This window comes from Rufibacter latericius (genome assembly GCF_003721515.1).
GTDB classification, from domain to species: Bacteria; Bacteroidota; Bacteroidia; order Cytophagales; family Hymenobacteraceae; genus Nibribacter; species Nibribacter latericius.
In genome coordinates this window covers 350,369-373,521 of record NZ_RJJD01000023.1, presented here as the reverse complement: position 1 = coordinate 373,521, position 23,153 = coordinate 350,369, and the positions used below count along the sequence as shown (strand labels likewise).

The following is a 23,153-nucleotide window of genomic DNA, read 5'->3' as shown; positions in this document are numbered from 1 at the left end:
TCGTGCATTAGTTCAATGGTGTGTCCACGGCCAGGTCGCCCTGGTGATGCGGTCATTGGGGTTCAGGCTGATGGCGGTCGCGGCCGTCAAGGGCAAAACGAGTGTGACCCAAGCCCCGTCGTTGATCTTGTACTGAAGGCCCGCCATAGAGCTTTTGATGGCTGTGATCTTTGTGGCGGCGAAGAACACCCTGGAGGGGTTCATGTTCTTGAAGACGAAGGTGCTCAGCTTCCTGGCGAGTTCCTTGCCCAGGGTGTGCTCACTCACCACTTTGCTTTTGCTGCGGGTAGCCGTCAGGGAATCAGCGGCGCTGATGTCGGAGGTGGGCACGTAGGAGCCGGTGGGCGTGGTGGTGGTGGTGGTGGTGGTATCACTGGTGCCGTCAGAGATGGAGAGATAACTGATCAGCAGCCAATCGGCAGGAAGGCTCGGCTGTAGTTTCGCATCCGTTTTAGGGTACTCGGTGCCGGTCAGGATCTTTACCTGCATCCCGGTCACGGCACCTGTCTGGCCGTCCTACATGATATGGAGGCCGACTAGATCATCCCGCCAATTACCGGGTGCACAGTTGGAACAGGCAATGGGTGAATCGGTTGGGGCCGTTCCCGTAATGGCGGTCCCTTTCACCACCGAGCCGCAGGAAGCCGCCACGGTGCCGCCTCCGGCAGAGTCCACGACACTCAGGTTGGGCACCCCGTGCCAACGGTAGCCGCTATCAGTGGTGCTGGTGGGCACGGTGTCCTTCACCCAGGCCAAGGCGGTGCTCATGGTATAAGAGCCGTTTTTGTTGGGGTCCGGGTCTACGGTCACCTTCCCGATCTGTCCCGCCTCCCTCGTATGAGTAGGCACTGCGTCCAGTTCTGCCTTGGAAGCCTTGTTCTGCGGAGCCCCTTTGATGTGCTGCGCCTTAGCAACTGGGAGGTCGCTTTTTGGTGCTAAGTCTGATTCTGTAAGGATTGCCATATTATGAAGCGCTTAATTCGTAAGTGGTTTGTCCCAAGCCAGCCTGCTCAGAGGCTGTGCTGGAATACTCAAGGTCTGCAAGTGCACCGTCAATCTGTTCCTGGGTGCGCACGTTCACCCCGCCATTCTGGATGAGGGAAGCGCCCCGGGTACCCAGGGCGGTCTTGAGGTAGAGGTTGCCGAAGGCCTTGGAATAGAGATAGAAGAGTTTCTGACTGGCTCCCATGTTCCCGGAGATTGTGGCCGGGAAGGGAATGTATTAAAGCCTCGTTGATGACAGAGTTGGCCGGAGCCACGCCCCAGTAAATGTAAGACCGGGGGGAAATGGGTGGGCTCTAGCTGGAAGCTCCCGTTCTGGCTGTTGTCCCCTGTGATCCGGAAGGTAACGCTTGCCCGGTCAGCATCCAGAGGGATATCGGCAGCCAAGGTGATCACCTCCCAGCCGTCATAGGCCAGGCCCGTTTCAGGTCCACGTTGGAGGTCTGGTTCCGGATGGCAACGGAGTCGGTTTTCACGTTACCGGCATTGAGTGCCTCAGGTGAAGGTTCCGATAGCTGCATGGATCTTATAACCCAATGCCACCACGGTATTCGCCTCACCGGTGATGGCGAAAGAGGAGAAGCCCGGTGCCTGGTAGGAGATCACCTGCAGCAACTGCACCTCGGCCACGTCTTGCCACCGATGTTGGTACCAGCTGTAAGTTTGCCCACTATGTCGGTGGTGCTGGTGTTCTCGGGATACTTGGTCTCGGGGATATCCAGAACCAGTTCCCAGAAGGCGCAAGCCATTGAGGAGGCCGCGCTGTTGAAAGCCTTCTTGGTGCGCCAGATCTTATTTCCCGAGATCCAGTAGGTGTAGGCTGTTTTGGCGCTATCGGCATAGATGCCCATGAACTTGCCGCCACCATCGTTGCCTTTGGTTTCAGAGGACAGGCCCAGCTTCTCCAGCAGTCCGCTCCACTCGATGCGCTTCACCTTTTTCTCCGGAACCGTCTCGGAGCCATAGTAGACCATGAACTGATCAGCGGCCTCTACGTCCGTAGCCAGCAGCTCCAGCAAGTCATGGAAAAATTTCTCTTCTGCCATTGTCTGAATTAGTTTAGTCTTATAATTGAGCCGTCCTCCAGGGCGAAGCGTTGGCCGTCACTCTGCATCAGGTAACCTGCTGTTTAGGCACCGGGCCCATGTTGCCGAAATCGGTCACCTCAAAGGAGCCGGTATAAAAGAGGGCCGGGTGCAGGCTCTCAGCCTTAAAGCCGGCCCTGTAGCCGTTCCGATTGGCCAGCCCGTTGCCCGAGTCGTACTTGTAGTCGAAGCCTAGGGAGAACTGCGAGTGGCCGGAGAGTTTGAGGAAACCGTTATTGTCCCGGTGCAGCACGCAGAATCGGCCATGGGCTAGTTCCTGCAGTAGCTCCGCCAGCTGGGGTGTCTTTGGGGAAGAAGCCTTTATCTAATGGCCATAAGTCAGGACTCGCCGGTCCCGCGTGGGAACCAGATTAAAACCGAGGGTCTGCCTGGTGAACGTGAGCATGCCCCAGGTGGCTCCAGGCTTGAGGGTGATGTCACCGATCAGGCGCAACCTGTCATACTCCTGGAAACGGGAAAAGTCTATGTTGCTGTGAGCGGTGTAGAATACCGCCTCCAGCCCACCAATATTGTCTGAGTCAATCTGCAGGATATTGCGCATAGCTTGCCAAGGAATATGCGACAAAGGTCACGCGCGCGGGAGTGTTTGGAAAGGACACCTAAGAACGGTGGAAACTGAGTCTGAAGTAAAGCAAAAATACCCTACCGGCTGGGCAGAGTATCTTGGTTAAACCAGTCTATGCGGTTATGAGATAACTTCATTTTTAGGGAAAAAGGTGTAAAACCGAGGGACAAAACAGAACCAAATAAACCGTCATTTTCGAACCTTTTTTTGCCTATAACGTGAGTCGAGCGCCTTCACCGTCTGCAAGGAAAAAAGGAACGGAAGAAAGTCCACACCCTTTAGCTTTTGCTTGCTGGTTTTCAGCTTCTTGTTCCAGTAGCGCTGGTACGCTTTCTTCAAAGAGTCAAACTTCACGTCCGATTCCTCAAAGCCGTACCTGGCCATGAACACCTCAATAGCCTGCTTCTGCCCCACCCAAACATCTCCAGGCACTCTACGGTGCCGCAGAATTCTGCTTCGATCAAGTCTTCCACTAATTGGTTGAAAAGGTAGATGGTGTCGGTCAAGAGATTGCGGCACTCCTTTCTGAATAAGGCATGCTCACTGATATTCACCAGGAACAAGTGAGGGTACACCTCTAGAATGGAGTTCTGCCGGCTGTCTACCAGTTGGCGGCGTCACAGGCTGAAAAGTGATATAACTAGATGGGTTCTTTTATTTAAGCAGAAAGGTATATCATATTTTTCAGTGAGGAATTTTAAGACAGCTGCTTTTACAGGAATCTCGAGGGTCAGTTGCATAGAATGTGTTATAAGATAAATAAAATTTACCTCATAACTCACTATTATAAAGGACTTTAATTTATATTAAGTTCAGAATAAAGTAGCCATTAATAACGTAATCCAAAAACCAACTTTTACTATACTTAGACTTCTGTGATAAAACCAAAAGTCTTTAAATCCTCCACGCAGTTGTCAACTGAATCGATCCTGATATTATCTCCAGTCTGAATTTTTGCGCGCCTAGCCATCTGAACCATATAATCTCCCAAACTATCTGAGGGGGTGAAGCCTTGCTCCCGTATCTGGTTCAGGAGCGACAAGGAAAAGGAGGCTTATATCTCGCCTCCCCCTAAAATTCTATATTTTCATTCTCTCTGTTACGTTATCGGGATGCGTTGGCGGTAGAATACTCATGCGTTTTCTAATCATTTGTTTTGTCTTAGTGCCCCTTATAGGGTTTGAACCTATGGCTTCCTGATTATGACTCTGCTACTCTAACCTACTGAGTTAAAGTCGCTGGCAGGGTCTATCCATGAGGTAATCCCGCCGTTCTGTTGGAGATTACGGACGCGACTGACTCCCCATACCATCTCCTAGTTTACCTTTTGCTTCCCCTTAGAGGTGGCAGGTACACCCAAGCGCCTACAACCTGAATGAACTAACCATATTTATGTCCAAATTATACTAGATAATACTAAAATACACTTTACGTAGAAGATTATTCTAATACAATCTTCTACGTAAAGTGTGAAAGCTCTATGTACATATGCATTTTTTGACCATATTTCAAACGATCTTAACAAAAAGGTAATAATTCCCTAACTATGAGGTCAAAACCGTTTCCCTAATTTGACCCATGGAAAAGCTTATTGCCCTTTACTGTATTTTTATCCTGCTCCTGATAGGGGCTATTTTTTACTTAATCACCACTGAAAAAAGAGAGGCCCCAGATAGTAGCCTTTCAAAAGGTGACAAAGCGGCTTTTGCCTGCTTGGTGGCCAACTACTTCCTGCTTATGCACTTGAATTGGTTTGTCTATTTTGGGGAAAGCGATAAGGGCTTGAGCATAGGCTTCCTTATTTCATTTGTTATATTGTCTATCATTCTCTTATCACCCATAATTTACCTTATTAGGGAAGTAAGCCGTGAGAAAACGAAAAAGAAGCAGGCCCCTTCATCAATGCAAATAGCAAGGTAGATTAACCATTAGGTTTTATTTACACACGAAACCAATTTCGTGAACACAGATGATCAGTAAATCTATACCCCAATCACCTGTGTATTTAATTTAGGCAACAAACCGCTGGATGGCTACCTGCATAGGCAAGTAGGTTGAATCGAATAAACCCTGAGTAAGTTGGTCGATGTGGTTATTCTCCTGGTCATCTTTCATAACAATCATCACTGAGGTTTGCCACTCACTTGATCTTTTTTTTAAAAAGGCGATGGTGATGTCAGTGGTCTCCTTTGTGTTCTCTGGAGTTGAATATGCGATGATGCAGTGCCCAGCGTCGAGCTTAGCAATACTTTGGATCTTAATTTTAAATTGAGTCATTTGGATTAGCCTAAAATTGTTAAGGAATGGTGATTAAGCTTTGGTGGCGAAACTTCGGTGCTTCCTATGCACATTATCCTGTAGCCAGATAGGCAGGCCCTTAAGGAAGAGGAACCGGCGTTGCTTTATTTTATATTGGGCTCGGCTTTGATCAAAGGTTCCGAAGGGGGTGCTGCTGCTAACCACCATTAGTACCAAGTGCAGGATTAGTAGTAATTCTTTCAAGGGATGGGATATGAGGTGTATTGATTAAAACAGTAATTTTCTGCAGCACATTTAGGGGCAAAAGGAAAGTGCGTTGATTCCTCGAAAACAGGCCTCAAAAAGGGTCAAAATCAAGGATACTTGTTTCAGCACACTTTCACCCGAATTATGCCTGGTTGTTTCCGAGCTCAACTTGGTATTTGGCATACTCTTCATCGACCTCTTCCTCTGTGATGAAGCTGAGCCTGACAGCAACAGCTTCCAATAGCTTCTCCAAGCCCTATTCGTCAAATAGCAATCCGGCTTCTGGTTGGATCTTACCAGCCGCAGGCCGCATGGTGATAATGTTTTATGATCAGTGCCGATGACCAGCACCTGTTCATCCCCATAATCTCCTAAGTGGGTTTCTACTCCTCTATAAAGCCCTTCATTACATAGCACCCGGTGGAATTTAGAAAAAGCGGATTTTAAATGCTCCTCAGCTTTTGACTCGACTTACTGCCGTACCTTAGTTTGGGCTTGTGCCTTTTGGAGATCTCCTGCCCATTTTGTCTTGAAGTTGGCCAGGACGATTTCTCTCAGACTTAATTGTTTTCTTCCATTGGTGTGGGGGTTGGATATTGAGGTTAATTGTTTTCTGTTGGATCTTATTTAAGAGCATCTGCAGGACCTGGCTGCCTCCTTCCAGGTAGATGCAGCATTGGATGGCGAGCAGCTCATCCCATTTGAACTTGAAGAGGAATGGCCTGAGCTTGGCCTTGTGCCCTTCGGCCTCTGCGCGGGTGGCGATCCGCTTGCCGACTCGGGACAGGGGCGGCAGAGCCAGCGCTTATTCCTGGCTGAGCCTCCGCTCCTCGGGTCAGGTATTTTACCTTTTCCCCTTTGACTACGCGGGTGCTCTCCACTAGGGTCTGGGCCGCGTTCAGCTTCTGTACTTGGATGTGCCAATTAAGCAGGGGTTTACCTGCATCTATTCGTCTGATTTGCGTATTCAAGACCGAGGTTCTTTGTTTGGCTGCGGCGGCGCCTGGAGGGGTTGGGCGTGTCTTCCCTATCCTCCGTTAGCACCGCCTGATGCAGACCCTATTTCTGTATCATCGCTGAATTAACTGTCACTGCTGGTAGGAACTCGCAGCAGAGGCTGCGCAGGCTTCTACCGCCCATGGCCGGAACGAGGCTGACCAGAAGCACCGCGGCGAAGCGGCTGTTGAGATATATTTTCATGCCTGCACCTCCCTGTAGAAGAGCCTGGTCTTCCCATCCAGTCCCTTGCCGAAGACATAGACGTGACCGCATCCTTTGCAGGCAAAGGTGGACTGCAAAGGATGCAGATGTGGCGCGTGTTGTATTTGTGGGCGTTCATCTTCCGGCACCGGTTGTTCACGCAACCGAAGAAGAACTCCAGTTTGCTCCACCGGAAGGCGGAGATGCCACGGGGGCGACTCCCATCCCTTTCAGCTGGTGATCACGCAAGGCCTTTATCTGGCTGCTGTCATCGAACGTGAGTGGCTGGCCGTTGATAAATAAGGTTGAGGTTTCTTTTCGTGGCGGTAAAAAACTTTTCTTCCCCACGGTAGTGTAGTAGGGCCTTTTAATTGATTGAATTCTTTCTGGCGGCTATTTTTTTACGCTTCCGCTCGCGCCACTGGTATTCGAGTACTATCTTTGGGTTATTTCGAAAAGCCGTGCACCTAGTGTCGCTTTTTTTGGGGCCTTCTGTGTAGCAGATCACGGAGCGAGCTGCTTGCTTTAGAGGGCCTCCAGGAAGCTCTGGAATTTTGCCTCCATTGACGTTCTCCTTTTTTAGGGTGGAGATGTACTCCTTTTTCCGTTCAATGGATCGCTGCTGTTGGGAGATGGTATCGGTTAGCTGCTGTCAGAGTAGGAAGGAGGTTTCTACGTGCAGGGCATCCAGTAGCTCCTAGTTGTTTCTTTTCTCCTCTTCCAGGAACCGCAGGTCGGGTTGCAACAGCCGTAATTTCTCTTGTGTCTTCATCACCCGTAAATTCCTTTAGTCCGTTGGTCCGGAGCCGGATGGCCTCTAGATCATGCTCCAATAGGGCCAGGGTGATCCCGTATTCCTCCTCGGTTATTTTCTTGTTTTGGAAATCCTGGTAGAGGTGCGCCTTTTCCTGGGTGTAAAGCCGCTCTAGGCTTGCCGCCAGCCGCACGATTGGCTGCATGTGGTTCTCGTTGATTTCCTTGATGAAGAACTCATCGTTGTCCCGGTTGGGGCAGATCATCTCGACGCGGTAACCATCGAGGGGCACGTTCTTCATCTGATCATAGGTGCCGATCCAGTTGCATTCGCAGCACTCACTGATTTTTCGCATAGGCTTAATTAATAGGGCATTTCTTCTATATTATAGGTACTTATACTTTGAAAATCCTTTGAAATTTAATAGTACCTCCATTGTGTTAGAATTTTGGAAGCGGGATTTATCCCACTTATCAGTGTTTCTAGAAATTTAGAGGAAGAGTCAGGTTTTTACCTTTCGGTTCCTTTTTTAATCCTCACTGCCTAAGCTGAGGGGCCAGGAAGGGCACTTTGCAGATCCGGAATAAATCCTGCTCCTTGGGCACCGGAAATACCTTCCCGTTTTTGAAAAGCATTCCCACTTTGCTGTGGAACCCTTGCCGCACCCATTTGCTTGCCAGCTCCTGGGGCGAGTAGTGGGCAGAGCCGGTGCGCAGTTCAGGTCCCAGTTCTCGCGGGTGTCGGTCAAAATATCCACCTTGATGCCTTTGCTCGGGATATAACCCCGGTAGTACTTGGCGTTAGGCTTTAGGGGCCACACTATTATTTCAGAGGTATTGGGCTTGATCTACTGGACCTTCGGCATGTTCCCTAGGGCTTCTGAGAGCAGGTTGACTTGGGAAGCCAGGCGATGATGTTCTGGAAAATATCTTTCACGGGCTCTCCCCTACTCTCGAAGCGGGGGATCACCACCAGCTCTATTTCTTTGACTTGGGCCTTCTCCTTTCTGATGGATTCGGCGATCTCAATGCGAGGACAGGACTCCTCCCGTAGGTGGCAATCCACTCGGCGATGGTTCTGGCTTTTCTCAGTTCCATAGGTTAGCTCGTTTTGCGTTGGTGGGAAATCTCTATGTGCCACTTGATCTTCCCGTAGGCGATCCCCTCGCTTTTCATGGCGCGGTACTTGCCGGGGCAGAACTCATCGGCCACCAGTTTCACCCTTTTTCCGAACTGGTCCTTCTTCTCTTCCGTGATCCACGACCCAACGGTGCGCTTGTCATACTTGTTGAAGGCCGCGATCTCCTCCACCGTAATATAGTGACCATTTAGCTTCGCCAGATCCGGTTCCACGAGCTTATGGAATGCCTGGATTAACTCCTCTTTAGCGGCGGTGATGTCGCCTTTTGTTGCTAACTGATTTCCGTCCATGTGGAGTGAGTTTGCATAAATTACACTATATTTTGAAACTTCTAAAGGTAAGCCGGAACGATTTTGTATAAAGAAGAGGGAATGGTGAAAACACCTGATTGAATCCGTAATCATAGATACTTGTTTGGCTAGTTGCAGCAGTCTCATACTAGGACTTATGGTTGACAAAACCACATCGATTTATGATTTAAACGGTTTCCCTGCAAAATATTTTGACCACCCTAATGCATTTGTTCACCAAGGCCATTCAGAGGCTGCCCTGGGCATTCCTGAGTTAATAAATCAGCAAACCTCAGTAGTTTATAACGTTTTTCTAGATTCAAGAGTCAGCCAACTGTACATTATAAAGGTTTTATCTCAAGTTCTTAAAGTTTTAATTATAGATGTATTCAATAAACAGGCAAAAAAATGCTGATTACCCGGAAAACGAACATTTTCCTAGCTTACATAGCACCCATTGCACAGATGGTTTCTCTGGTTTTGGAGATTATTTAATCATAGGAGAGAGTTATAAAGCTGGAGGCGGAGTTGCATCCGCCTTCAGCTTTATAACTAACTTATGTTCATCCGAGAAGCACAAATGAAATTTGGGTAAGACATTTCGTATCTTATGACAACAAAGGGACTAAGAACCCTAAGGGAAAGTATCGACAAGCTGTAACAAAATTGTATAACTTCAGCAGCAGCCCTGAATTTATGAGAACTACTGGATCGATTGGTTTTCTTGATGCCTATACCCTTGAAGAATATCTTGGATTACCAACGGCAAAGAAATTGGGGTTACTCCATTACATGGAATTTATTTCCTCAATAATCTAGTAGTAAATTCCTTTTTTTACCCTTTTACCTTATAAATACCTCCTCAAATTTGTAGGAAATCAAGGTAATGACAAAATGGCTGCGGGTTTCGCAGCCATTTTTTTACCGACAAACAACATAGGGTCTTTACCAAACAACTAACAAACTCTATGAATCCCCAACACAAGGACAGTCTCCCTTAGTGATTATTATTGCCAATTCGGTGGGTGACAACCACCAAAGCGTTCAACTCAACTGCACCAGGTGTGACGACATAAAGGAGCTTATGCTGGCCGAGTCCAACGCCATTTAAATTGCTGTTGTCCAGATTCAGGCGTTCCTGCTAGAACAGCTTCGCGTGGATAAAAATCATTGTTCAACGCCAAACCAGTTGCCAGAGCATGGAGGCTAACAGCAACTTAAGCAAAGATAAACCAAACAAAGAAGGACTTGTCCCAATCCGAATATCTATTATCCCTTTTCAGAAACGTATCTGGTTGGAGTCCGGGGAGAAGGTACACCCCAAGGGATAGGACGAGAAAAAACAACGCGTGAAAGGCAGAGAACCCTACGCCGCACAGATCAATGACAGTCTGCAGCCGTGTAAAGAGGCCTCCCTTGCCGTTTACCGAAATACCCAAAAGGAAAAGAAGCTTTTGACAGAGCTGGAGTTCAAGCAGGCTGTGATCAGAGAGTTAAAGGGGGAGCAGGCAGCGCCAATTGAAGCAGAAAAGCAAGTGCTTTTCCTTTTTCTAGCAAATGGAGATTTGGGTAAAGCACCAAGCTATCCGAGCAGCGGCAACAGCCCATAGTCTTCACCACGACCCGGGGCCATAACTCTACCATGGAACGGCTGAAAGCTTTTGAGGAGTACTCCCATAAGCCTCTCACCCTAGAAGGCATGGACCCACGGTTTTAACAGGAGTTCAAGTGGTACATGATCTTGGAACTTGGCTAGTCGGTGAATACCCTCAGCAAGCACATCACCAGGCTGAAGCGTTTCCTGGACCATTGCGTGGAGGAGGACCATCCGGTCTGCGCCAAATATCGGACCTTCTACAGCCCCACCCAAACCGGAGAGGTGGAGTCGCTCACCCTGGAGGAACTGCAAGCGCTGCAGAACATTGACTTCACTTCTGATGAGGTGCTGCATTTCGTGCAGAACCTCTCGAGTGGTACCGCCAGTGGCACTGGCAGCAACGGGCCGAGGTGCTGGAGCGCATGCGGGATGTCTTCCTGATGATGTCCTACACCTAGCTGCGGGTTTCCGACATCATGCGCCTGGCTCCCCTGCACATCCACGGTGATATCATCGAGATCAAAGCTCTGAAGACCGGGGTGATGTGCTGCATCCCCTTCTATGACGATGATATCTTCAAGCCGGTGCAGTTGGCGCGCAAGTACGAGGGAAAGCAAAAGACCTGCCTGCCGGTGAACGTGCAGATCAACCGGTACCTAAAGGACATCCAGAGGCTGATCAAGTTTGAGCGGTTCCCCTTGGTGACCAAGAACCGCCAGAAGAATTTCGTGACGCTGAAACTCTACCAGGGATTGCCAGCTCGGATCATCATGCAGGCCACCGGACAAAGGACCGAGAGCAGCTTCAATTACTACGCCGGCATCAGCACCAAGAAACTGGTGACCAACTTCCAGAAACACTCAAATGGGGGACAAACCGGGGTACAGATCTAGGGTTCACCCCAACTTTCAGTCCTCCATTCCTGTAAAACAGAAATCACCTTAACGCGCCTTTTTAGACAGGGAGGTGCGTTAAGGTGATTTAATTGTGGTTTACCCTCCTCTTGGCGCGGCCACAAAAAAGCCCCTTAGTTCTTTACAAAGGGGCTTTTGTTTTATATTCAGAAAAATTTCCACCTAGGCTTCTCATGCTTAAGGCCTTATCTTTTCATTAATGCTTGTGTACCCGCGGAGGAAATCGCCCCCCTCAGAGTTCTACCTCGCTGCCATTGCCCAGGTGGCTGTTCTTGAGGTAGTAGCGGAGAGTCTGCCGGGCGAGTTGGTAGGCATCCTCCTGCTCCTCGCGCTCCACGAGGTGCAGCACGTACTCCACCCGGGAGCGGCAGTAGTTGATGATGTGGTCCAGGTGGTCCTCCGTGAAGCCGTGGTTGGCCAGGCCGCCGAACACCAGCAACGATTCCCCCATGTGATCGGCCAAGGCCTGGCCGTTGTCTCCGTACGCGTCCCCTAGTTTCTCGATCTTGGCGAGGATCTGCGCCAGCTCCTCGTTGCTCTTTTTCCTGAATTGCATCCTTGGGCTATATATCCCAAAGATATAAAAGATATAGAATAAACCTTAAGGGAAACAACCCCGCATGGGTGGCTATCAGGAGGGTACTAACGCCATCTCACCTGAGTTGCCCTATTCTCAGGTAGCGCCACTTTCTGACCCGGGCTCCCTTCCGAGGACCTCCTCCAATGCCTCTGCCATGAGGGGTTGCGTAAGACCGCCCCGATAGCGAAGCTACCAGTCTTCTCCAGGTCTTTAGGGTTTTCAGAGGAGGTGAGCAGGATCACCTTGGGCGGAAGGTGACCCGGGGACCTAGCCAAATCGGTGAGGAACCCGAAGCCATCCATCACGGGCATGTGGATGTCCAGCAGGTCAGAAAGTTAATTTTTTTCGGTATTCTTCTTAATAGATTTTAGGGTGGCTTGTGTAGACGCATACAGCTTTTGATCTCCGTTTTGCTGAGCTGCCAGCGCTAAGCCTTCAAGAGACAGCACCCTGTTGGGCGCAAGCATTAGCGCTGCTTGAAAGGCCTGTTTTGCCTCTGCAGGACGCTTCATCTGCAAAAGGAGTTCTCCCCTAAGCTCTTGGGCGGGCTTAATGAAAATAGGCATCACAAAAGCGCCCCTGAGGCTCTCATTCCGGATGGCTTCCTGCAGACTTTTCTCAGCTTCGGCCTTGTTCCCTTCCTTGAACCACACCATTGCCTCTAACTCTTTTTGTAAAACCGTAGCAATTGAATAAGCCACTGGTGCACTGGGGGCGCAGCCCATGGCATGGGAATGCTGCTCTTGCGCATTGCCTACGTTTGTTGGTTTACCCAAGGCTGCGTTAATGGAGGTAAGCGCTTTCCGGGCGGTAGCAAGATCTCCTCTTTGTATCGCGGCATACCCATCGGTAAAGAGGGCAATGGTCTGGTGCTCCAAAGGAAGATCATCTATCTTCATGGATCGGTTTAGAAGCTCGTTTTCCCAATCTCGGGTCTCTATGATATAGTGTGCCCGCATATAGATCAAGTTGTTCCGAATGAATTTATCGGGGCTCTGAGCGGCATTCTTTTCGACCTCCTCCACAAGCGCCAAAGCTTCCTTGTAACGGCCTTGCTGTAAATACCCGTGCTCCAGCCACCAGATAGAGTGATAGCCCCGGTCTTCTACGCCCAGATTCTTTCTCTTCCGCCGATCTTCGGCAGCAGCCATAGAGACTTCATTGGAGGCAACCACCCCGTCCCATTGGCCTAAGGCAGCAAAAATATGGGAAGGCATGTGCAAGGCATGCTGGGCATACGGAGCAGCCTTGGGGTACCGTTCTGCCGCTTCCAGGGCAAGGTGTGCCTGGGCAGCATTATCATGGCAGTGAATAAAGTAATGAAGTGCCCCGGGATGGTACGGTTCCTTATCCAACACCTGCTTGGCGAGGACGGCCGCGGAATCGGGATTACTTACCCCCATGTACGCCAAGGAAGTGAAGGCAGCTATCTCTAAGTCTGAGGGGTGATGCTTGTAAAGTTGCCGCATCTGGTTCAGGTACGCGCGGTCTCTTGCCTTTTTCTCCCCTTTTTCCATAAACAAAGCTTCTACTGCCCTCATCAGACCTTTTTCCCGCTCGGTGGGGGCTTTGGCAAGCCGGTCAGCAGCATTTGGGCCAAGTTTCTTCAAGCAGGCAACTGCTTTGCTATTTTCAGACGGTCCGCCCCAGATAGTATGATTGTAGGTCATGGCCTCGCCCCAGTAAGCCAACGCGAAAGTAGGGTCTTGCTGCTGGGCCTCCCGAAAAGCTTCTGCGGCATCTTCGTATTCAAAGCTATGCAACAACAACACCCCTTCCAGAAAAGCCTGCTGGGCCTGGTGTTTCCCTGAGTTGGGAAACTTGATTTGTGACGTGTCCTGGGCAGCAGAAAGACTGCTGCTGCCTAACCAAATAGACAGAAAAAGACATACATACCCGTATGCTTTTCGCAGATTTGCTTTTTCCATATCCACCCCATCTAACAGCTTAAACCCTTTCTACTCTTTACAGGTAAGTTACAGAAAATCACCCTTTTATTCCAGAAATGATTGTTAAAATAAAGCTCTTGTGTCGGCCCATTCAATACCATGAAAGACTTCAGGCTTCCAACCCGTTTTCGGTTAGATTTGCTTCTAATCTGTTCGTCGTTCCGCTCTGCCTTCGCTAAATTAAAATTTGCTTATCAGAAGAAGAGCCTCCAGGCAAGTTCTAGTGTTTTCAGCCTGTTTTTCGAAAATAAGGTTGGAAACCGAACCCTAACTTTTCTTAAAATCTAGTATCTTCCATAAAGAAATATTGGTCTTGCAGCGCAAACCTTCATTATAGAGAAGTCGCTTCTTGTTTATCATTGTTTACTAAACTACATAGCCGAAGTATATTATAAATTGTTAATGTTGATAACAATGTTAGCAATCAACAGTTATCCACGATTTAAAACTTTAAACTCTCCGCTCCTCCACTAATCACTTTAGCACACCCCTTCTATAGCTTCAGTGATTCCCTTTCTGAAATAAATCACTCTGCTCAACAGGTTTAAGCTTGTTTTAAGGAAAATAGCCCTAAAGCCATGGTTGCTTTATTTCAGAAGATCGATTCTAAAGCCATCAACTTAAAAAGATTCAAGAATGAGCAAGGTGTTAAGACAGCCAACTAAGGCCCAGATACCCACTCAAAGGATAACCAAAATTAGTCAGTTAACCCTGAAGTGGTCGGGGGTGGTATTGGTGGCTTCGGTTTGGGGGAGCGCGGCTTTGTTTGGGCTGTACATTCTTGCCTTCTACGCCGCGGCACTGTACGAGGGCAATCTGGAACGGTGGAACAATGTATTGCCGGGCCTGTATGAAAAAGGTTCTTTGGCCGCTACCTCGGGCATTGGCCTGCACTTTGCCGCGGGCGGTATCATTCTGGTGCTGGGAAGCCTGCAACTGATTGGCAAAATACGAATCCGGTACCCTGCTCTGCACCGCTGGGTAGGACGGCTTTATATTGTCTCCTCCATTCTGGCAGCGGTGGGCGGATTAGTTTTCATCTTGCTGAAAGGAACCATTGGTGGATTGGTAATGGACATCGGGTTTGCCGGATACGGGCTCCTGATGCTTCTGGCAGCGGTGCAAACTTTCCGACACGCAGTGGCTCGCCGGCTGGAGCAGCATCGGGCCTGGGCGCTTCGGCTGTTCGCCCTGGCCATTGGTTCCTGGCTGTACCGCATGGATTACGGTTTCTGGTACCTGCTCACCGATGCCATGGGCCACAACAAACAGTTTAATGGTCCCTTTGATCAGGTGATGGCCTTTTTCTTTTACCTGCCCAACCTGGCGGTTGCCCAGGCCTTTATCAGGGATCGTGAGTTCCGAGCCTCGGTGGCGCTCCGGTTTTCCGCTGCATTCCTACTGCTGTTCGCCACGGTTTTCCTTGTGATTGGCACCTACTATTTCACCTTATTCTATTGGGGACCCGCCATTATGCGATTAGTCACGGGAGATTAACCAATGGGCACCTCCTTTTCCTCGCTTAGAACTAGCAGAAGGTTCTGGTCTTGGCACTTGGGAAACCTGGCATTCTCCAGTGAATGAATAGCCTCAGGTTTTCAACGCTTGCCTTTCCAGGATCCTAAACCTAATAAAACTAGGTTCGCTTCTTTGATCCGTTTTTCATCTTTCGGCTCTTAAAAGGCAATAGGAATATTTTAGTTAACCCACCAGATATAAAGGAGATAATTGAGTTCAATTTGAATATGGGAAGTTCCCATACCTAATTACCCGCAATAACTTCCTGTTCATCAGCCTAAATGAATGAACAAGATAATTTAAAACAGCCTGTTGCCTCTTCTTAACACCACCTTCGCTAATTTTGCAAGGACGTTAACAAGTGCCTTTACTTCCTGCACACCTAAACTCAGTTGGGCCTAGTTCTCTCCGCCAAGTAGTTCTAACTAGGTAATGGCATTTGCAAGATTTATGCAGAGGGATTCTTTTGTTTTGCTAGAAAATGACGAATATATTGTACTTTTCAATATATTGTTACCTTAATGGATAGATTCCGCAGGAAGCACTGATTTAAGGGCTCATTGAAAAACCAATTATTTAGTACCAAAGAAGGAATTCTGTTCAGAGAAACTATAAACATTTTGCATCCTACAGAGAAGGAATGTAAAGCAGAGTAGCATCGGGATTTATTATTTTACGTAAAATATTGAAGATGAAGGGGCTTTTACCCTTCTATACTTACATCGTCTTGTTAAAAGGAATTTATATTATGGAACTACGGGAAGAGACCATTCAGCAATTGCAAACCATTTTAGAAGAACTGGAAACCTATACCACCGAAAATCCTCAGAGCATTCCCACCATCCTGGCTTCCTTCCTGGAAACGGAAGAGGTCATTGAGCACCTTAAGGAACAAGCGACGGAGGCAACCCAGGAACATCAGCGGATTACCTTCCTCAGCAAAATGCTGGAGATGGCCAAATCAGAAATTGAGGAAGGCGGAGTGCAGGATGGCCTTTGGTTCGGTAAATCGGTGATCACCTTTCTGTTGAACGGCACCTCGGCGGGAGCTGTACCGGTGGAGACCGAAGAGTACGACTAAGCAGTTGCTGCTTCTTTAAACAGAAACCCGGTTTTTTCCTTCTTTTCAGGAAAACAGGCTGAAATCAAAGTAAAATCAGTAGCCAACTTCGAAAAGAATTTTTTGCCTGTAATAAATCAAGTCGCCCTCAGACTAATTCCCTGAGGGCGTCTTTGTTTCCGGCATTATAGGAACCGCTCTTTTTAACAGCCACTAACCTAAACCTTTGTTGTTATGAACGTCTTAACCCTTAACCTCTCTGATTCAGTCAAAATAGAAGTAGACAACTCCTTTACCGGTCTGGAGACCATTAAATACAACGGCGAAATTGTCTCGGAAAAGAAATCGCTGCTGGGCGAAAACCATCGGTTTGAACGGGAAGAAAACGGCGAGCTGGTAGTTTACGAGGTAAGAATCAGCATCAAGCACCTGACCCGGGTAGGCATAGACATTTACCGCAACAACAAAGTGATTCTGCTGAGCTAACCCACGTCAGGCAACTTTGGAACGAGGCAAAAAATAGGCCGTTTAACCGCAGTTTTAAAAAAAACAGCGGTTAAATGGCCTATTTTTTTAGTAGGCTTTCTGAGGCAGTTTCTACAAAATGAAATCAGCTACACTTCGGGTTTAGTAATTGGGAAATCATCCTCCTGGGCAAGAAACATCGGGTTTATATCGGCTTTTAGGAAAAAGCCCAAAGGGATGCTCTTAAAGATTCCAGGGCTTTTTTTGAACATAGATCCTTGAATCGGGTATATGGTTTATCTGTATAATTCTCTATCTTTAATCAAGCGCTTCTCATTTAAACTGTTACTACCATGGCCAAAGGAAAAACACCCACCAAAGAGAAATCCAAGAAGGAACCAACTAAAACCCTGAAAGAGAAAAGAGCTGAGAAACAGCAGAAAAGGGATTCTAAACGGGATTGATTTAAAATCTAAGTACTTTGCCCCTGGCCGAGCAGCCGTAGGAAATACTCTTACCCCAAGCTCTTCGGCTAGGGGTTTTGGTTTTCCAACGGATGGATGGAAATCATATTAAACTTAACCCTCAGTTTTATAGTCAGGCACTTCTATGGACAGAGAGAGTTTATCGGTGAGAGAACTGGCCGAACAGGACATTCCTGCTTTGGCAGATTACTGGCTGAAGGCGGATGACGCCTTTCTGGAGGGCATGGGCGTTGATCTCTCCAAACTACCAGAGCGCGACGCCTGGGAAGAAATGCTCCGGCAGCAGATCAAAACGCCACTGGCTCAGAAACAATCTTACTGCCTCATCTGGCAACTGGAAGGTCAAGCCGTGGGCCATTCCAACGCAAATAAAATTACCTTCGGGCAAGAAGCGTACATGCACCTGCACCTCTGGAAACCCGACCACCGCACGCACGGTCTTGGAACCGCTTTCGTGCGCCAAACCCTCCCCTATTTCTTCCGCAACCTTGAACTGAAGAAACTGTATTGTGAGCCTTATGCCTTAAACCCCGCCCCGCACAAAACCCTGGCGAAAGTGGGGTTCACGCAAGTGGCCGAGTACATCACCACCCCGGGCTGGATCAACTTTGAGCAGCTCGTAAAACTCTGGGAACTGACGCGGGAATCTTTTGAATCACTCCCCATTAACCATAACCCACCGTACTCCACCTGAAGCATGAACACACAACAAGCCTACAACACCTGGGCCCAGCAGTACGACACCAATCAAAACAGAACTCGCGATCTGGAGGCGCAGGCACTCCGTACAGTACTGGCTTCACTCTCTTTCGGGCGTTGTTTGGAGATTGGCTGCGGCACGGGCAAAAACACCTCGTTTCTGGCCCAGAAAGCCCAGGAAGTAACAGCGGTAGACCTTTCGGAGGAAATGCTGGCCAAGGCGAAGGAGAAAATCACGGCTCCCCACGTGCAGTTCACCCAAGCCGATATCACCAAAGATTGGACCTTCGGGAACGGCCTGTATGACTTGGTTACGTTTAGCTTGGTGTTGGAGCACATCCAGCAGTTAGACCACATTTTTGAGCAAGCCTCCCAAAGCCTGCTGCCCGGCGGCCATGTCTATTTAGGTGAACTGCACCCGTTCAAACAATACACCGGAACCAAAGCCCGTTTTGATACGGAGGCTGGTCGCCAGGAGGTGGAATGCTTTGTTCACCCGGTTTCTGAATTCACCCAAACGGCAAAACGACACGGCTTAAACCTGGTAGACTTAAACGAGTTTTTCGATGACGGCAACACCACCTCCCCACCCAGAATCCTGACCCTCCTGTTCCAGAAGCGCTGATTTTTTATTCCTTCGGCAGAACCAAGTGGAAGAAGTTGTTTTCTGCTCCTTTTGGCGAAATAAGATCTAAAACAGAAAAGACATCTACCTAATGCATCGCCTGGGAAACGTCGTCCATTCGGCCGAATAAACTCCCTTTTCAGGGCTTCTGGATGGATTCGGTAATTTTTTCTCCCTAGAAACCAGACCGAAACATCTAAGTAGCGGTTCAAACATAGTCAACCCACAATATTTTACGTAGAGAAAAACGTGAGTGTACTTTTAAATAAGCTTTACCATGAACTTTACATCTACCAGAATTGAGGATATCCTGTTTGACGCCGCCCGCAAAGGCGATGTGGTCACCATCCAGGAGCTGATAGCAGAGGGCGCAGACGTCAACACCCAGAACGGCCGGGGATTCACCCCATTGATTCTGGCATCGTATGAGGGACACTATGAGGCCACCAAGGCGTTGTTAGATGCTGGGGCAGATGTAAACATCCAGGACATGAGCGGAAACACGGCCCTGATGGGTCTTTGTTTTAAAGGCTACGCCGATATTGCCGAACTGCTTATCTCCCGCGGAGCCGATTTAAACATCCAGAACTACAGCGGCGGAACCGCCCTCATGTTTGCTACCATGTTTGGTCGGCATGAACTGGTTAGGTTAGTGGCAGAACACGGCGCAGACCAATCCATCAGAGACAGCCGCGGATTAACTGCTTTTGAAATGGCCGAGAAAATCGGTAACGAAGAAGCCCTGAAAGTCCTGCATTACGCCAGCTAATACTCCATGGACACTCTGAGCGGGAGGCCCTGAATTCCTTCTACTCACCTCACCAAAGAACCCCCTCGCTTTGGGCCTGTTTATCAGAAAACAGGCCCAAAGCGAGGGGGTTCTTTTTTTTTAACTCCAGTACCTCCCTCCGGCCACAACATCTAAGGCAACCCAGCTTCAGGCACTAACCAAAACTCGGCCGGAAAAGAAGAAGGACTGCGGAAGTCTGGGATGGGTCTCTCCTGTTCATTGAGTTCCTCTGGAGGGCAGATAGATCTGGAACGCCAACCCCAAGGACAGCCCCGTAGAACCCGAGGTACCAGACCCCACATCAATATTGGCATGGCTCCTGACCAGGTTCAGAGTTCCTTCTAAAGACACGTTCGTGGCAACGAAGTGGGCATATCCGGCCCTCACCCCGTATACCGTTGAGAAAAATCTGTCGCCTTCAGAATCTTCCTGGTTGCTACCGGCAAAACCTACCAGGGCCTCGCCAAACCAGCGGTGCGTGGGCGCGGCGCCTTCGGGAAAGTAGTACCGCACAAAGGGTGTTATTCCGTAGTTAAACAATTCACCTCCATCATAAGCCTCTAACCCAAGTTGCACCTGGGCTCCAATAGCAGCGTTGTCACTAATAAAGTAACCGGCCCGGGGTTCAATCTCCAGGGTAAAGGTCTCCGATTTGAAGTTGTGCCCAATAGAACCAATTCCGGCCCCAATCATCCAGTTCCCATCTCTGACGGCCGTAGAAGCTACGGGTGCGGTGCTTTGTGGCGGGGTAATGGTCTGCGCCATGGCACTGAAAACCGTTGCCAACACCCCCAAGAAACTAAGTAAAGGTTTTTTCATGATTTTAGGATTTGAATATTTAATAATATTTATTTATAACGTGTTCATTTTCAATAAGTCTAGATAAAAACAGGCAATATTTGTGTCTTAGAAGAAATAGTGGAATCCGTTAGTAAAGATTATGACTAAAGCTAGGGAGTGACCTATAAGTCTACAGCAAAGCAGCCTGCAGCATGACAAGGAAAGCACACATCTCCCAAGCGGGTGGAAGTAGTAGAAGAGAGAAGAAGGGTTGGCTTTTGGAGTGAATCAGCTAGGTTCAGCTTAGCTTTTGAAATCACATGCCAAAAAGTAAAGAACAACCAAAGCCCTGGTTAGATCAGCTTCTAGAGATTGATGAACTAGATACGAGTGGAGAACAGAGCCTCTTTTCAGCCTGCTTTGGTAAAAAGGCACCAAAAACAAGGGAAAGCGTGATTCGCTCCCACTCCTTTGAACGCCCAAAGAGACGGTACTTAGATGACGGTTTTGTGCGTGATGGTTTCTGTGATGGGAACGTTTTCCCGTTGCTTGCCCACAATGAGCCGGTTGCCTGAGTTGTAGGTGAAGTAGTTCCAGCTCCAGTTCATCATCACGGCCAGGCGGTCACGGAAGCTAACCAGGGAAATCAGGTGGATGAACATCCAGATAAGCCAGGCAAAGAAACCCTGTGACTTGAATTCCTGCCGAAACAGTTTTAAATCAGCAACGGCTTTGTTTTTCCCGATGGTGGCCATGGTGCCCTGGTCTTTGTACACAAACGGCTGCAGCGGTTGTCCGGCAAAAAGCCGCATCAGGTTCTTGCCCAGCAGCGCGCCTTGCTGAAGCGCCGGTTGAGCCAGCATTGGATGTCCCTGCGGATTCTCAGGGGTAACCATAGCCGCGATATCGCCAATGGCGAACACGTTTTCATAGCCAGCCACCCGGTTGAATTCGTCTACCTGCAGGCGGTTTCCTTTCAAAAGGCTCTCGGGGTTGAGTCCGTTCACGGGATTGCCGGTCACGCCGGCGGCCCAGATGAGGGTGCGGGTAATCAGGGTTTCGCCATTGTCCAGTGTCACGGTGTAGCCGTCATAGGATTTCACGCGTCGGTTCAGCCAAACCCTCACGCCCATTTCCTCCAGAAACTGCTGTGATTTAAGAGACGCTTCCTTTGACATGCCTTTCAGCAGTTCGCCCCCACTCTGGATCAGGTGAATGTCCATGGATTTGAAATCAAGCTCAGGGTAATCTTTGGGGAACACGTGCTTTCTGAGCTCACTTAACGCGCCTGCCAGTTCTACGCCGGTTGGTCCGCCGCCCACAATCACGTAGTCCATGAGGCTATTCAGTTGCTCAGGATCGTCTAGTTGCAGTGAGTTCTCGAAGTTGCTCAGAATGGTGTTGCGGAGCTGAATGGCATCTTCCACGCTCTTCATGGCGATGGCTTTCTCCTCCATCAGTTTATCCCCGAAATAATTGGTGGTAGCGCCCGTGGCAATGACCAGATAATCATAGCGGATGAGCCCGATGCTGGTCTCCACGAACTGCTGGGCAGTGTCTATGCACTGAACATCGGCTAGCCGGAAAAAGAAATTCTTGTGGTCGTCAAAGACTTTCCGGAACGGATGGATGATGGAATCTGCCTCAATGGCGGCAGTAGCTACCTGGTAGAGGAGCGGCTGAAAAGTGTGGTAGTTCTGCTTGTCAATGAGAATAACCTGGGCCTCAGCGTGCCGAAGCGATTTCACCAGTTCCAGTCCCGCAAAACCGCCGCCAATGATGACTACTTTCGGTTTGCCGGTACTCGCAATTCTTGCATAGTTTGCCATGATCCTCTCTGAAGCGTAACATTACCTAATTTCTACCAGACAACAAACAAGCACGCTAAAACGGCTGTTCCTGGATTTTAGGTCAGGTTGGGTAAGGTTTACGTGGGTTGCTCTGCGCTGTTTTAGATTTATAAAGGGGACAATTCTAAACGCGGATTTAAATAAACGAAAAGAACCTCTTTTGGGCCTCTTTTTTGAAAAGGGCACCTAAAAGAGGTTCTTATTATGGAGAATACTCCGTTTTTTCAAAGGTTTAAGAATGGAAGACTTTCAACCCAGATTAACATCAAGCGCTTTTAGAGGCTTGATACTGGCACGTTAAGCTCCCCTTCTTTTCGCTTCTGTTTTGAAAACCTTCAACTCATCCTGGGCGGCTTTCAACCTGCTTTTGGCGGCTTTTTCCCTTTCCTCGGCGGCTTCGGTATCGGCCTCTGCTCGTTTTACCTCGGCTTTCAGGGATTCCACTCTTCGTTCCTGCTCAGACACTAAAGGATCACTGGAGTAGCCGCCGCCACCGGGCAAGATGGAGCATCCTACCATGAAAGGAAACACCAGCAGAAGCACTCCCGAATTCAATTTTTTATACAGTATAAATTTCATAGTCAACAGGTTAAGATTTCCTTTTCTTACGGTTTATACGAAGGGTGGTTCCACAACTTATTATCCCGCTCTCTTCCTCCCTTTCGGGGTGAGGGTTTTTATCTGGATACAGGACATCCTAAAATAGATTTGTTTCTCCACAAGCGTCTTTTTCCTTTGATTCACTGTCGGGTAAAGAAAGCTTTATAGGCAAAAAACAAGCTCCCGTTTCAAGGCCGCTTTATAGAAAACTGGCCAGAAACGGGAGCCACTATTTTGGGCTGAACCTACAAAGCCGGATGCGTGTCTGCTCTTCTCCGAAGGGTTCTCACTCTGGTAGGGTCCATCTCCTCGGGTCTGGAGAGCGTGCCCACTACCAAGCCTACCAAGCCCATCGTCACGAAGGTATTGCGGGCTTTGGTGTTCTGCGAAAACCCGAACATCCAGGGAGCAGCCAAGGAAAAGATACTGGTGGCGAAGTCAATGGCCAGGTGGGCTTTGTAAGGCATGACCTGCACCGCGCCCCACTCGGCTTTGGTAACCAGGGCTGAGACCAACGTGCCGCCGGCAATGGCCCGACAGAGGGTGGTTGCGGTTTCTTCTTCGGTGAAGCCTACTGATTCGGGGGCCGCAGCCACAGCGGGAATATAGGCCACTTCTGCAATGCCGTGCATTGGCCTGGTGATGGGTTGCCACATAGTTTTATCTTTTTAGAAATGGA

At 48.9% G+C, this 23,153-nt stretch carries 31 protein-coding genes and 1 pseudogene; 12 read left to right on the top strand and 20 right to left on the bottom strand.

Features of this window, described 5'->3' with window-relative positions; translation table 11 throughout:
* Positions 1-12: 12 nt before the first annotated feature.
* From EFB08_RS23175 to EFB08_RS23150, 8 genes are all read right to left on the bottom strand, one after another.
* The gene (locus tag EFB08_RS23175) at positions 13-489 is read right to left on the bottom strand and encodes a hypothetical protein (RefSeq protein ID WP_123129361.1); all 477 of its coding nucleotides are present in this window, start codon (positions 487-489) and stop codon (positions 13-15) included.
* A gap of 27 nt (positions 490-516) precedes the next feature.
* Positions 517-963, bottom strand: a complete 447-nt coding sequence (locus tag EFB08_RS23170) for a hypothetical protein (RefSeq protein ID WP_123129360.1) — start codon at positions 961-963, stop codon at positions 517-519.
* A 1-nt stretch (position 964) separates the two neighbouring features.
* The gene (locus EFB08_RS23165; protein WP_123129359.1) at positions 965-1,189 is read right to left on the bottom strand and encodes a hypothetical protein; all 225 of its coding nucleotides are present in this window, start codon (positions 1,187-1,189) and stop codon (positions 965-967) included.
* A gap of 205 nt (positions 1,190-1,394) precedes the next feature.
* Positions 1,395-1,523, bottom strand: coding sequence for a hypothetical protein (locus EFB08_RS23930; RefSeq protein ID WP_262707495.1), 129 nt, complete (start codon positions 1,521-1,523; stop codon positions 1,395-1,397).
* Positions 1,498-1,632, bottom strand: a complete 135-nt coding sequence (locus EFB08_RS23925) for a hypothetical protein (protein ID WP_262707494.1) — start codon at positions 1,630-1,632, stop codon at positions 1,498-1,500. Before EFB08_RS23925 ends, EFB08_RS23930 begins: the two co-directional genes overlap by 26 nt.
* Positions 1,605-2,048, bottom strand: coding sequence for a hypothetical protein (locus EFB08_RS23160; protein ID WP_123129358.1), 444 nt, complete (start codon positions 2,046-2,048; stop codon positions 1,605-1,607). Before EFB08_RS23160 ends, EFB08_RS23925 begins: the two co-directional genes overlap by 28 nt.
* A gap of 67 nt (positions 2,049-2,115) precedes the next feature.
* Positions 2,116-2,340: a hypothetical protein gene (locus EFB08_RS23155; protein WP_123129357.1), complete on the bottom strand. Its 225-nt coding sequence runs from the start codon at positions 2,338-2,340 to the stop codon at positions 2,116-2,118.
* A gap of 72 nt (positions 2,341-2,412) precedes the next feature.
* Complete coding sequence (locus EFB08_RS23150; protein ID WP_123129356.1) at positions 2,413-2,649, bottom strand: hypothetical protein; 237 nt, start codon at positions 2,647-2,649, stop codon at positions 2,413-2,415.
* A 1,602-nt stretch (positions 2,650-4,251) separates the two neighbouring features.
* On the opposite strand from EFB08_RS23150, the gene EFB08_RS23135 reads away from it, so the two are divergent.
* A complete protein-coding gene (locus tag EFB08_RS23135) occupies positions 4,252-4,593 on the top strand; it encodes a hypothetical protein (protein WP_123129354.1) in 342 nt (113 codons plus the stop codon).
* 90 nt (positions 4,594-4,683) lie between these two features.
* Here EFB08_RS23135 and EFB08_RS23130 read toward each other — a convergent pair whose 3' ends face one another.
* The 5 genes from EFB08_RS23130 to EFB08_RS23110 form a co-directional block, all read right to left on the bottom strand.
* Positions 4,684-4,950, bottom strand: a complete 267-nt coding sequence (locus EFB08_RS23130) for a hypothetical protein (RefSeq protein ID WP_123129353.1) — start codon at positions 4,948-4,950, stop codon at positions 4,684-4,686.
* A gap of 1,287 nt (positions 4,951-6,237) precedes the next feature.
* Positions 6,238-6,378, bottom strand: coding sequence for a hypothetical protein (locus tag EFB08_RS23660; RefSeq protein WP_165865007.1), 141 nt, complete (start codon positions 6,376-6,378; stop codon positions 6,238-6,240).
* 608 nt (positions 6,379-6,986) lie between these two features.
* Positions 6,987-7,487 (bottom strand): hypothetical protein, encoded by a 501-nt coding sequence (locus tag EFB08_RS23120; RefSeq protein WP_123129351.1) that lies wholly within the window; start codon positions 7,485-7,487, stop codon positions 6,987-6,989.
* 515 nt (positions 7,488-8,002) lie between these two features.
* Positions 8,003-8,197 carry a hypothetical protein gene (locus EFB08_RS23115; protein WP_123129350.1) on the bottom strand — a complete coding sequence of 65 codons (195 nt, stop codon included), beginning with the start codon at positions 8,195-8,197 and terminating at the stop codon, positions 8,003-8,005.
* 35 nt (positions 8,198-8,232) lie between these two features.
* Positions 8,233-8,562, bottom strand: coding sequence for a hypothetical protein (locus EFB08_RS23110; RefSeq protein ID WP_123129349.1), 330 nt, complete (start codon positions 8,560-8,562; stop codon positions 8,233-8,235).
* Between the two features lie 157 nt (positions 8,563-8,719).
* Here EFB08_RS23110 and EFB08_RS23105 point away from each other — a divergent pair, with 157 nt between their 5' ends.
* The 5 genes and pseudogenes from EFB08_RS23105 (at position 8,720) to EFB08_RS23090 (ending at position 11,052) form a co-directional block, all read left to right on the top strand.
* Entirely contained in the window at positions 8,720-8,977 is a 258-nt protein-coding gene (locus tag EFB08_RS23105; protein WP_125077841.1) for a hypothetical protein, read from the top strand.
* Positions 8,978-9,126: 149 nt separating this feature from the next.
* Positions 9,127-9,381: pseudogene (locus tag EFB08_RS24060) on the top strand (sce7725 family protein); the annotation flags it as partial.
* A 530-nt stretch (positions 9,382-9,911) separates the two neighbouring features.
* Positions 9,912-10,172, top strand: a complete 261-nt coding sequence (locus EFB08_RS23100; protein ID WP_123129347.1) for a hypothetical protein — start codon at positions 9,912-9,914, stop codon at positions 10,170-10,172.
* A gap of 149 nt (positions 10,173-10,321) precedes the next feature.
* Positions 10,322-10,600, top strand: coding sequence for a hypothetical protein (locus EFB08_RS23095; protein WP_123129346.1), 279 nt, complete (start codon positions 10,322-10,324; stop codon positions 10,598-10,600).
* 35 nt (positions 10,601-10,635) lie between these two features.
* Positions 10,636-11,052 (top strand): site-specific integrase, encoded by a 417-nt coding sequence (locus tag EFB08_RS23090; protein ID WP_123129345.1) that lies wholly within the window; start codon positions 10,636-10,638, stop codon positions 11,050-11,052.
* A 253-nt stretch (positions 11,053-11,305) separates the two neighbouring features.
* Here EFB08_RS23090 and EFB08_RS23085 read toward each other — a convergent pair whose 3' ends face one another.
* From EFB08_RS23085 to EFB08_RS23075, 3 genes are all read right to left on the bottom strand, one after another.
* The gene (locus EFB08_RS23085; RefSeq protein WP_123129344.1) at positions 11,306-11,629 is read right to left on the bottom strand and encodes a hypothetical protein; all 324 of its coding nucleotides are present in this window, start codon (positions 11,627-11,629) and stop codon (positions 11,306-11,308) included.
* An 86-nt stretch (positions 11,630-11,715) separates the two neighbouring features.
* Positions 11,716-11,964, bottom strand: a complete 249-nt coding sequence (locus EFB08_RS23080; protein ID WP_123129343.1) for a response regulator — start codon at positions 11,962-11,964, stop codon at positions 11,716-11,718.
* 24 nt (positions 11,965-11,988) lie between these two features.
* Positions 11,989-13,581 (bottom strand): tetratricopeptide repeat protein, encoded by a 1,593-nt coding sequence (locus EFB08_RS23075; protein WP_123129342.1) that lies wholly within the window; start codon positions 13,579-13,581, stop codon positions 11,989-11,991.
* 657 nt (positions 13,582-14,238) lie between these two features.
* On the opposite strand from EFB08_RS23075, the gene EFB08_RS23065 reads away from it, so the two are divergent.
* The 6 genes from EFB08_RS23065 to EFB08_RS23040 all read left to right on the top strand — a co-directional run bounded on the left by EFB08_RS23065 (position 14,239) and on the right by EFB08_RS23040 (position 19,223).
* Positions 14,239-15,099, top strand: coding sequence for a DUF2306 domain-containing protein (locus EFB08_RS23065; RefSeq protein ID WP_123129340.1), 861 nt, complete (start codon positions 14,239-14,241; stop codon positions 15,097-15,099).
* 769 nt (positions 15,100-15,868) lie between these two features.
* The gene (locus EFB08_RS23060; RefSeq protein WP_125077840.1) at positions 15,869-16,201 is read left to right on the top strand and encodes a hypothetical protein; all 333 of its coding nucleotides are present in this window, start codon (positions 15,869-15,871) and stop codon (positions 16,199-16,201) included.
* Between the two features lie 213 nt (positions 16,202-16,414).
* A complete protein-coding gene (locus EFB08_RS23055; RefSeq protein WP_123129338.1) occupies positions 16,415-16,666 on the top strand; it encodes a hypothetical protein in 252 nt (83 codons plus the stop codon).
* 588 nt (positions 16,667-17,254) lie between these two features.
* Positions 17,255-17,824 (top strand): GNAT family N-acetyltransferase, encoded by a 570-nt coding sequence (locus EFB08_RS23050; RefSeq protein WP_123129337.1) that lies wholly within the window; start codon positions 17,255-17,257, stop codon positions 17,822-17,824.
* A 3-nt stretch (positions 17,825-17,827) separates the two neighbouring features.
* Entirely contained in the window at positions 17,828-18,454 is a 627-nt protein-coding gene (locus EFB08_RS23045) for a class I SAM-dependent DNA methyltransferase (RefSeq protein WP_123129336.1), read from the top strand.
* A 277-nt stretch (positions 18,455-18,731) separates the two neighbouring features.
* The gene (locus EFB08_RS23040; protein ID WP_123129335.1) at positions 18,732-19,223 is read left to right on the top strand and encodes an ankyrin repeat domain-containing protein; all 492 of its coding nucleotides are present in this window, start codon (positions 18,732-18,734) and stop codon (positions 19,221-19,223) included.
* A 237-nt stretch (positions 19,224-19,460) separates the two neighbouring features.
* On the opposite strand, the gene EFB08_RS23035 is transcribed toward EFB08_RS23040, so the two are convergent.
* From EFB08_RS23035 to EFB08_RS23020, 4 genes are all read right to left on the bottom strand, one after another.
* A complete protein-coding gene (locus tag EFB08_RS23035) occupies positions 19,461-20,063 on the bottom strand; it encodes a hypothetical protein (RefSeq protein WP_123129334.1) in 603 nt (200 codons plus the stop codon).
* A gap of 455 nt (positions 20,064-20,518) precedes the next feature.
* Complete coding sequence (locus EFB08_RS23030; protein ID WP_123129333.1) at positions 20,519-21,853, bottom strand: NAD(P)/FAD-dependent oxidoreductase; 1,335 nt, start codon at positions 21,851-21,853, stop codon at positions 20,519-20,521.
* Positions 21,854-22,171: 318 nt separating this feature from the next.
* Entirely contained in the window at positions 22,172-22,453 is a 282-nt protein-coding gene (locus EFB08_RS23025; RefSeq protein ID WP_123129332.1) for a hypothetical protein, read from the bottom strand.
* A gap of 266 nt (positions 22,454-22,719) precedes the next feature.
* Positions 22,720-23,130, bottom strand: coding sequence for a hypothetical protein (locus EFB08_RS23020; RefSeq protein WP_123129331.1), 411 nt, complete (start codon positions 23,128-23,130; stop codon positions 22,720-22,722).
* Positions 23,131-23,153: the final 23 nt, after the last annotated feature.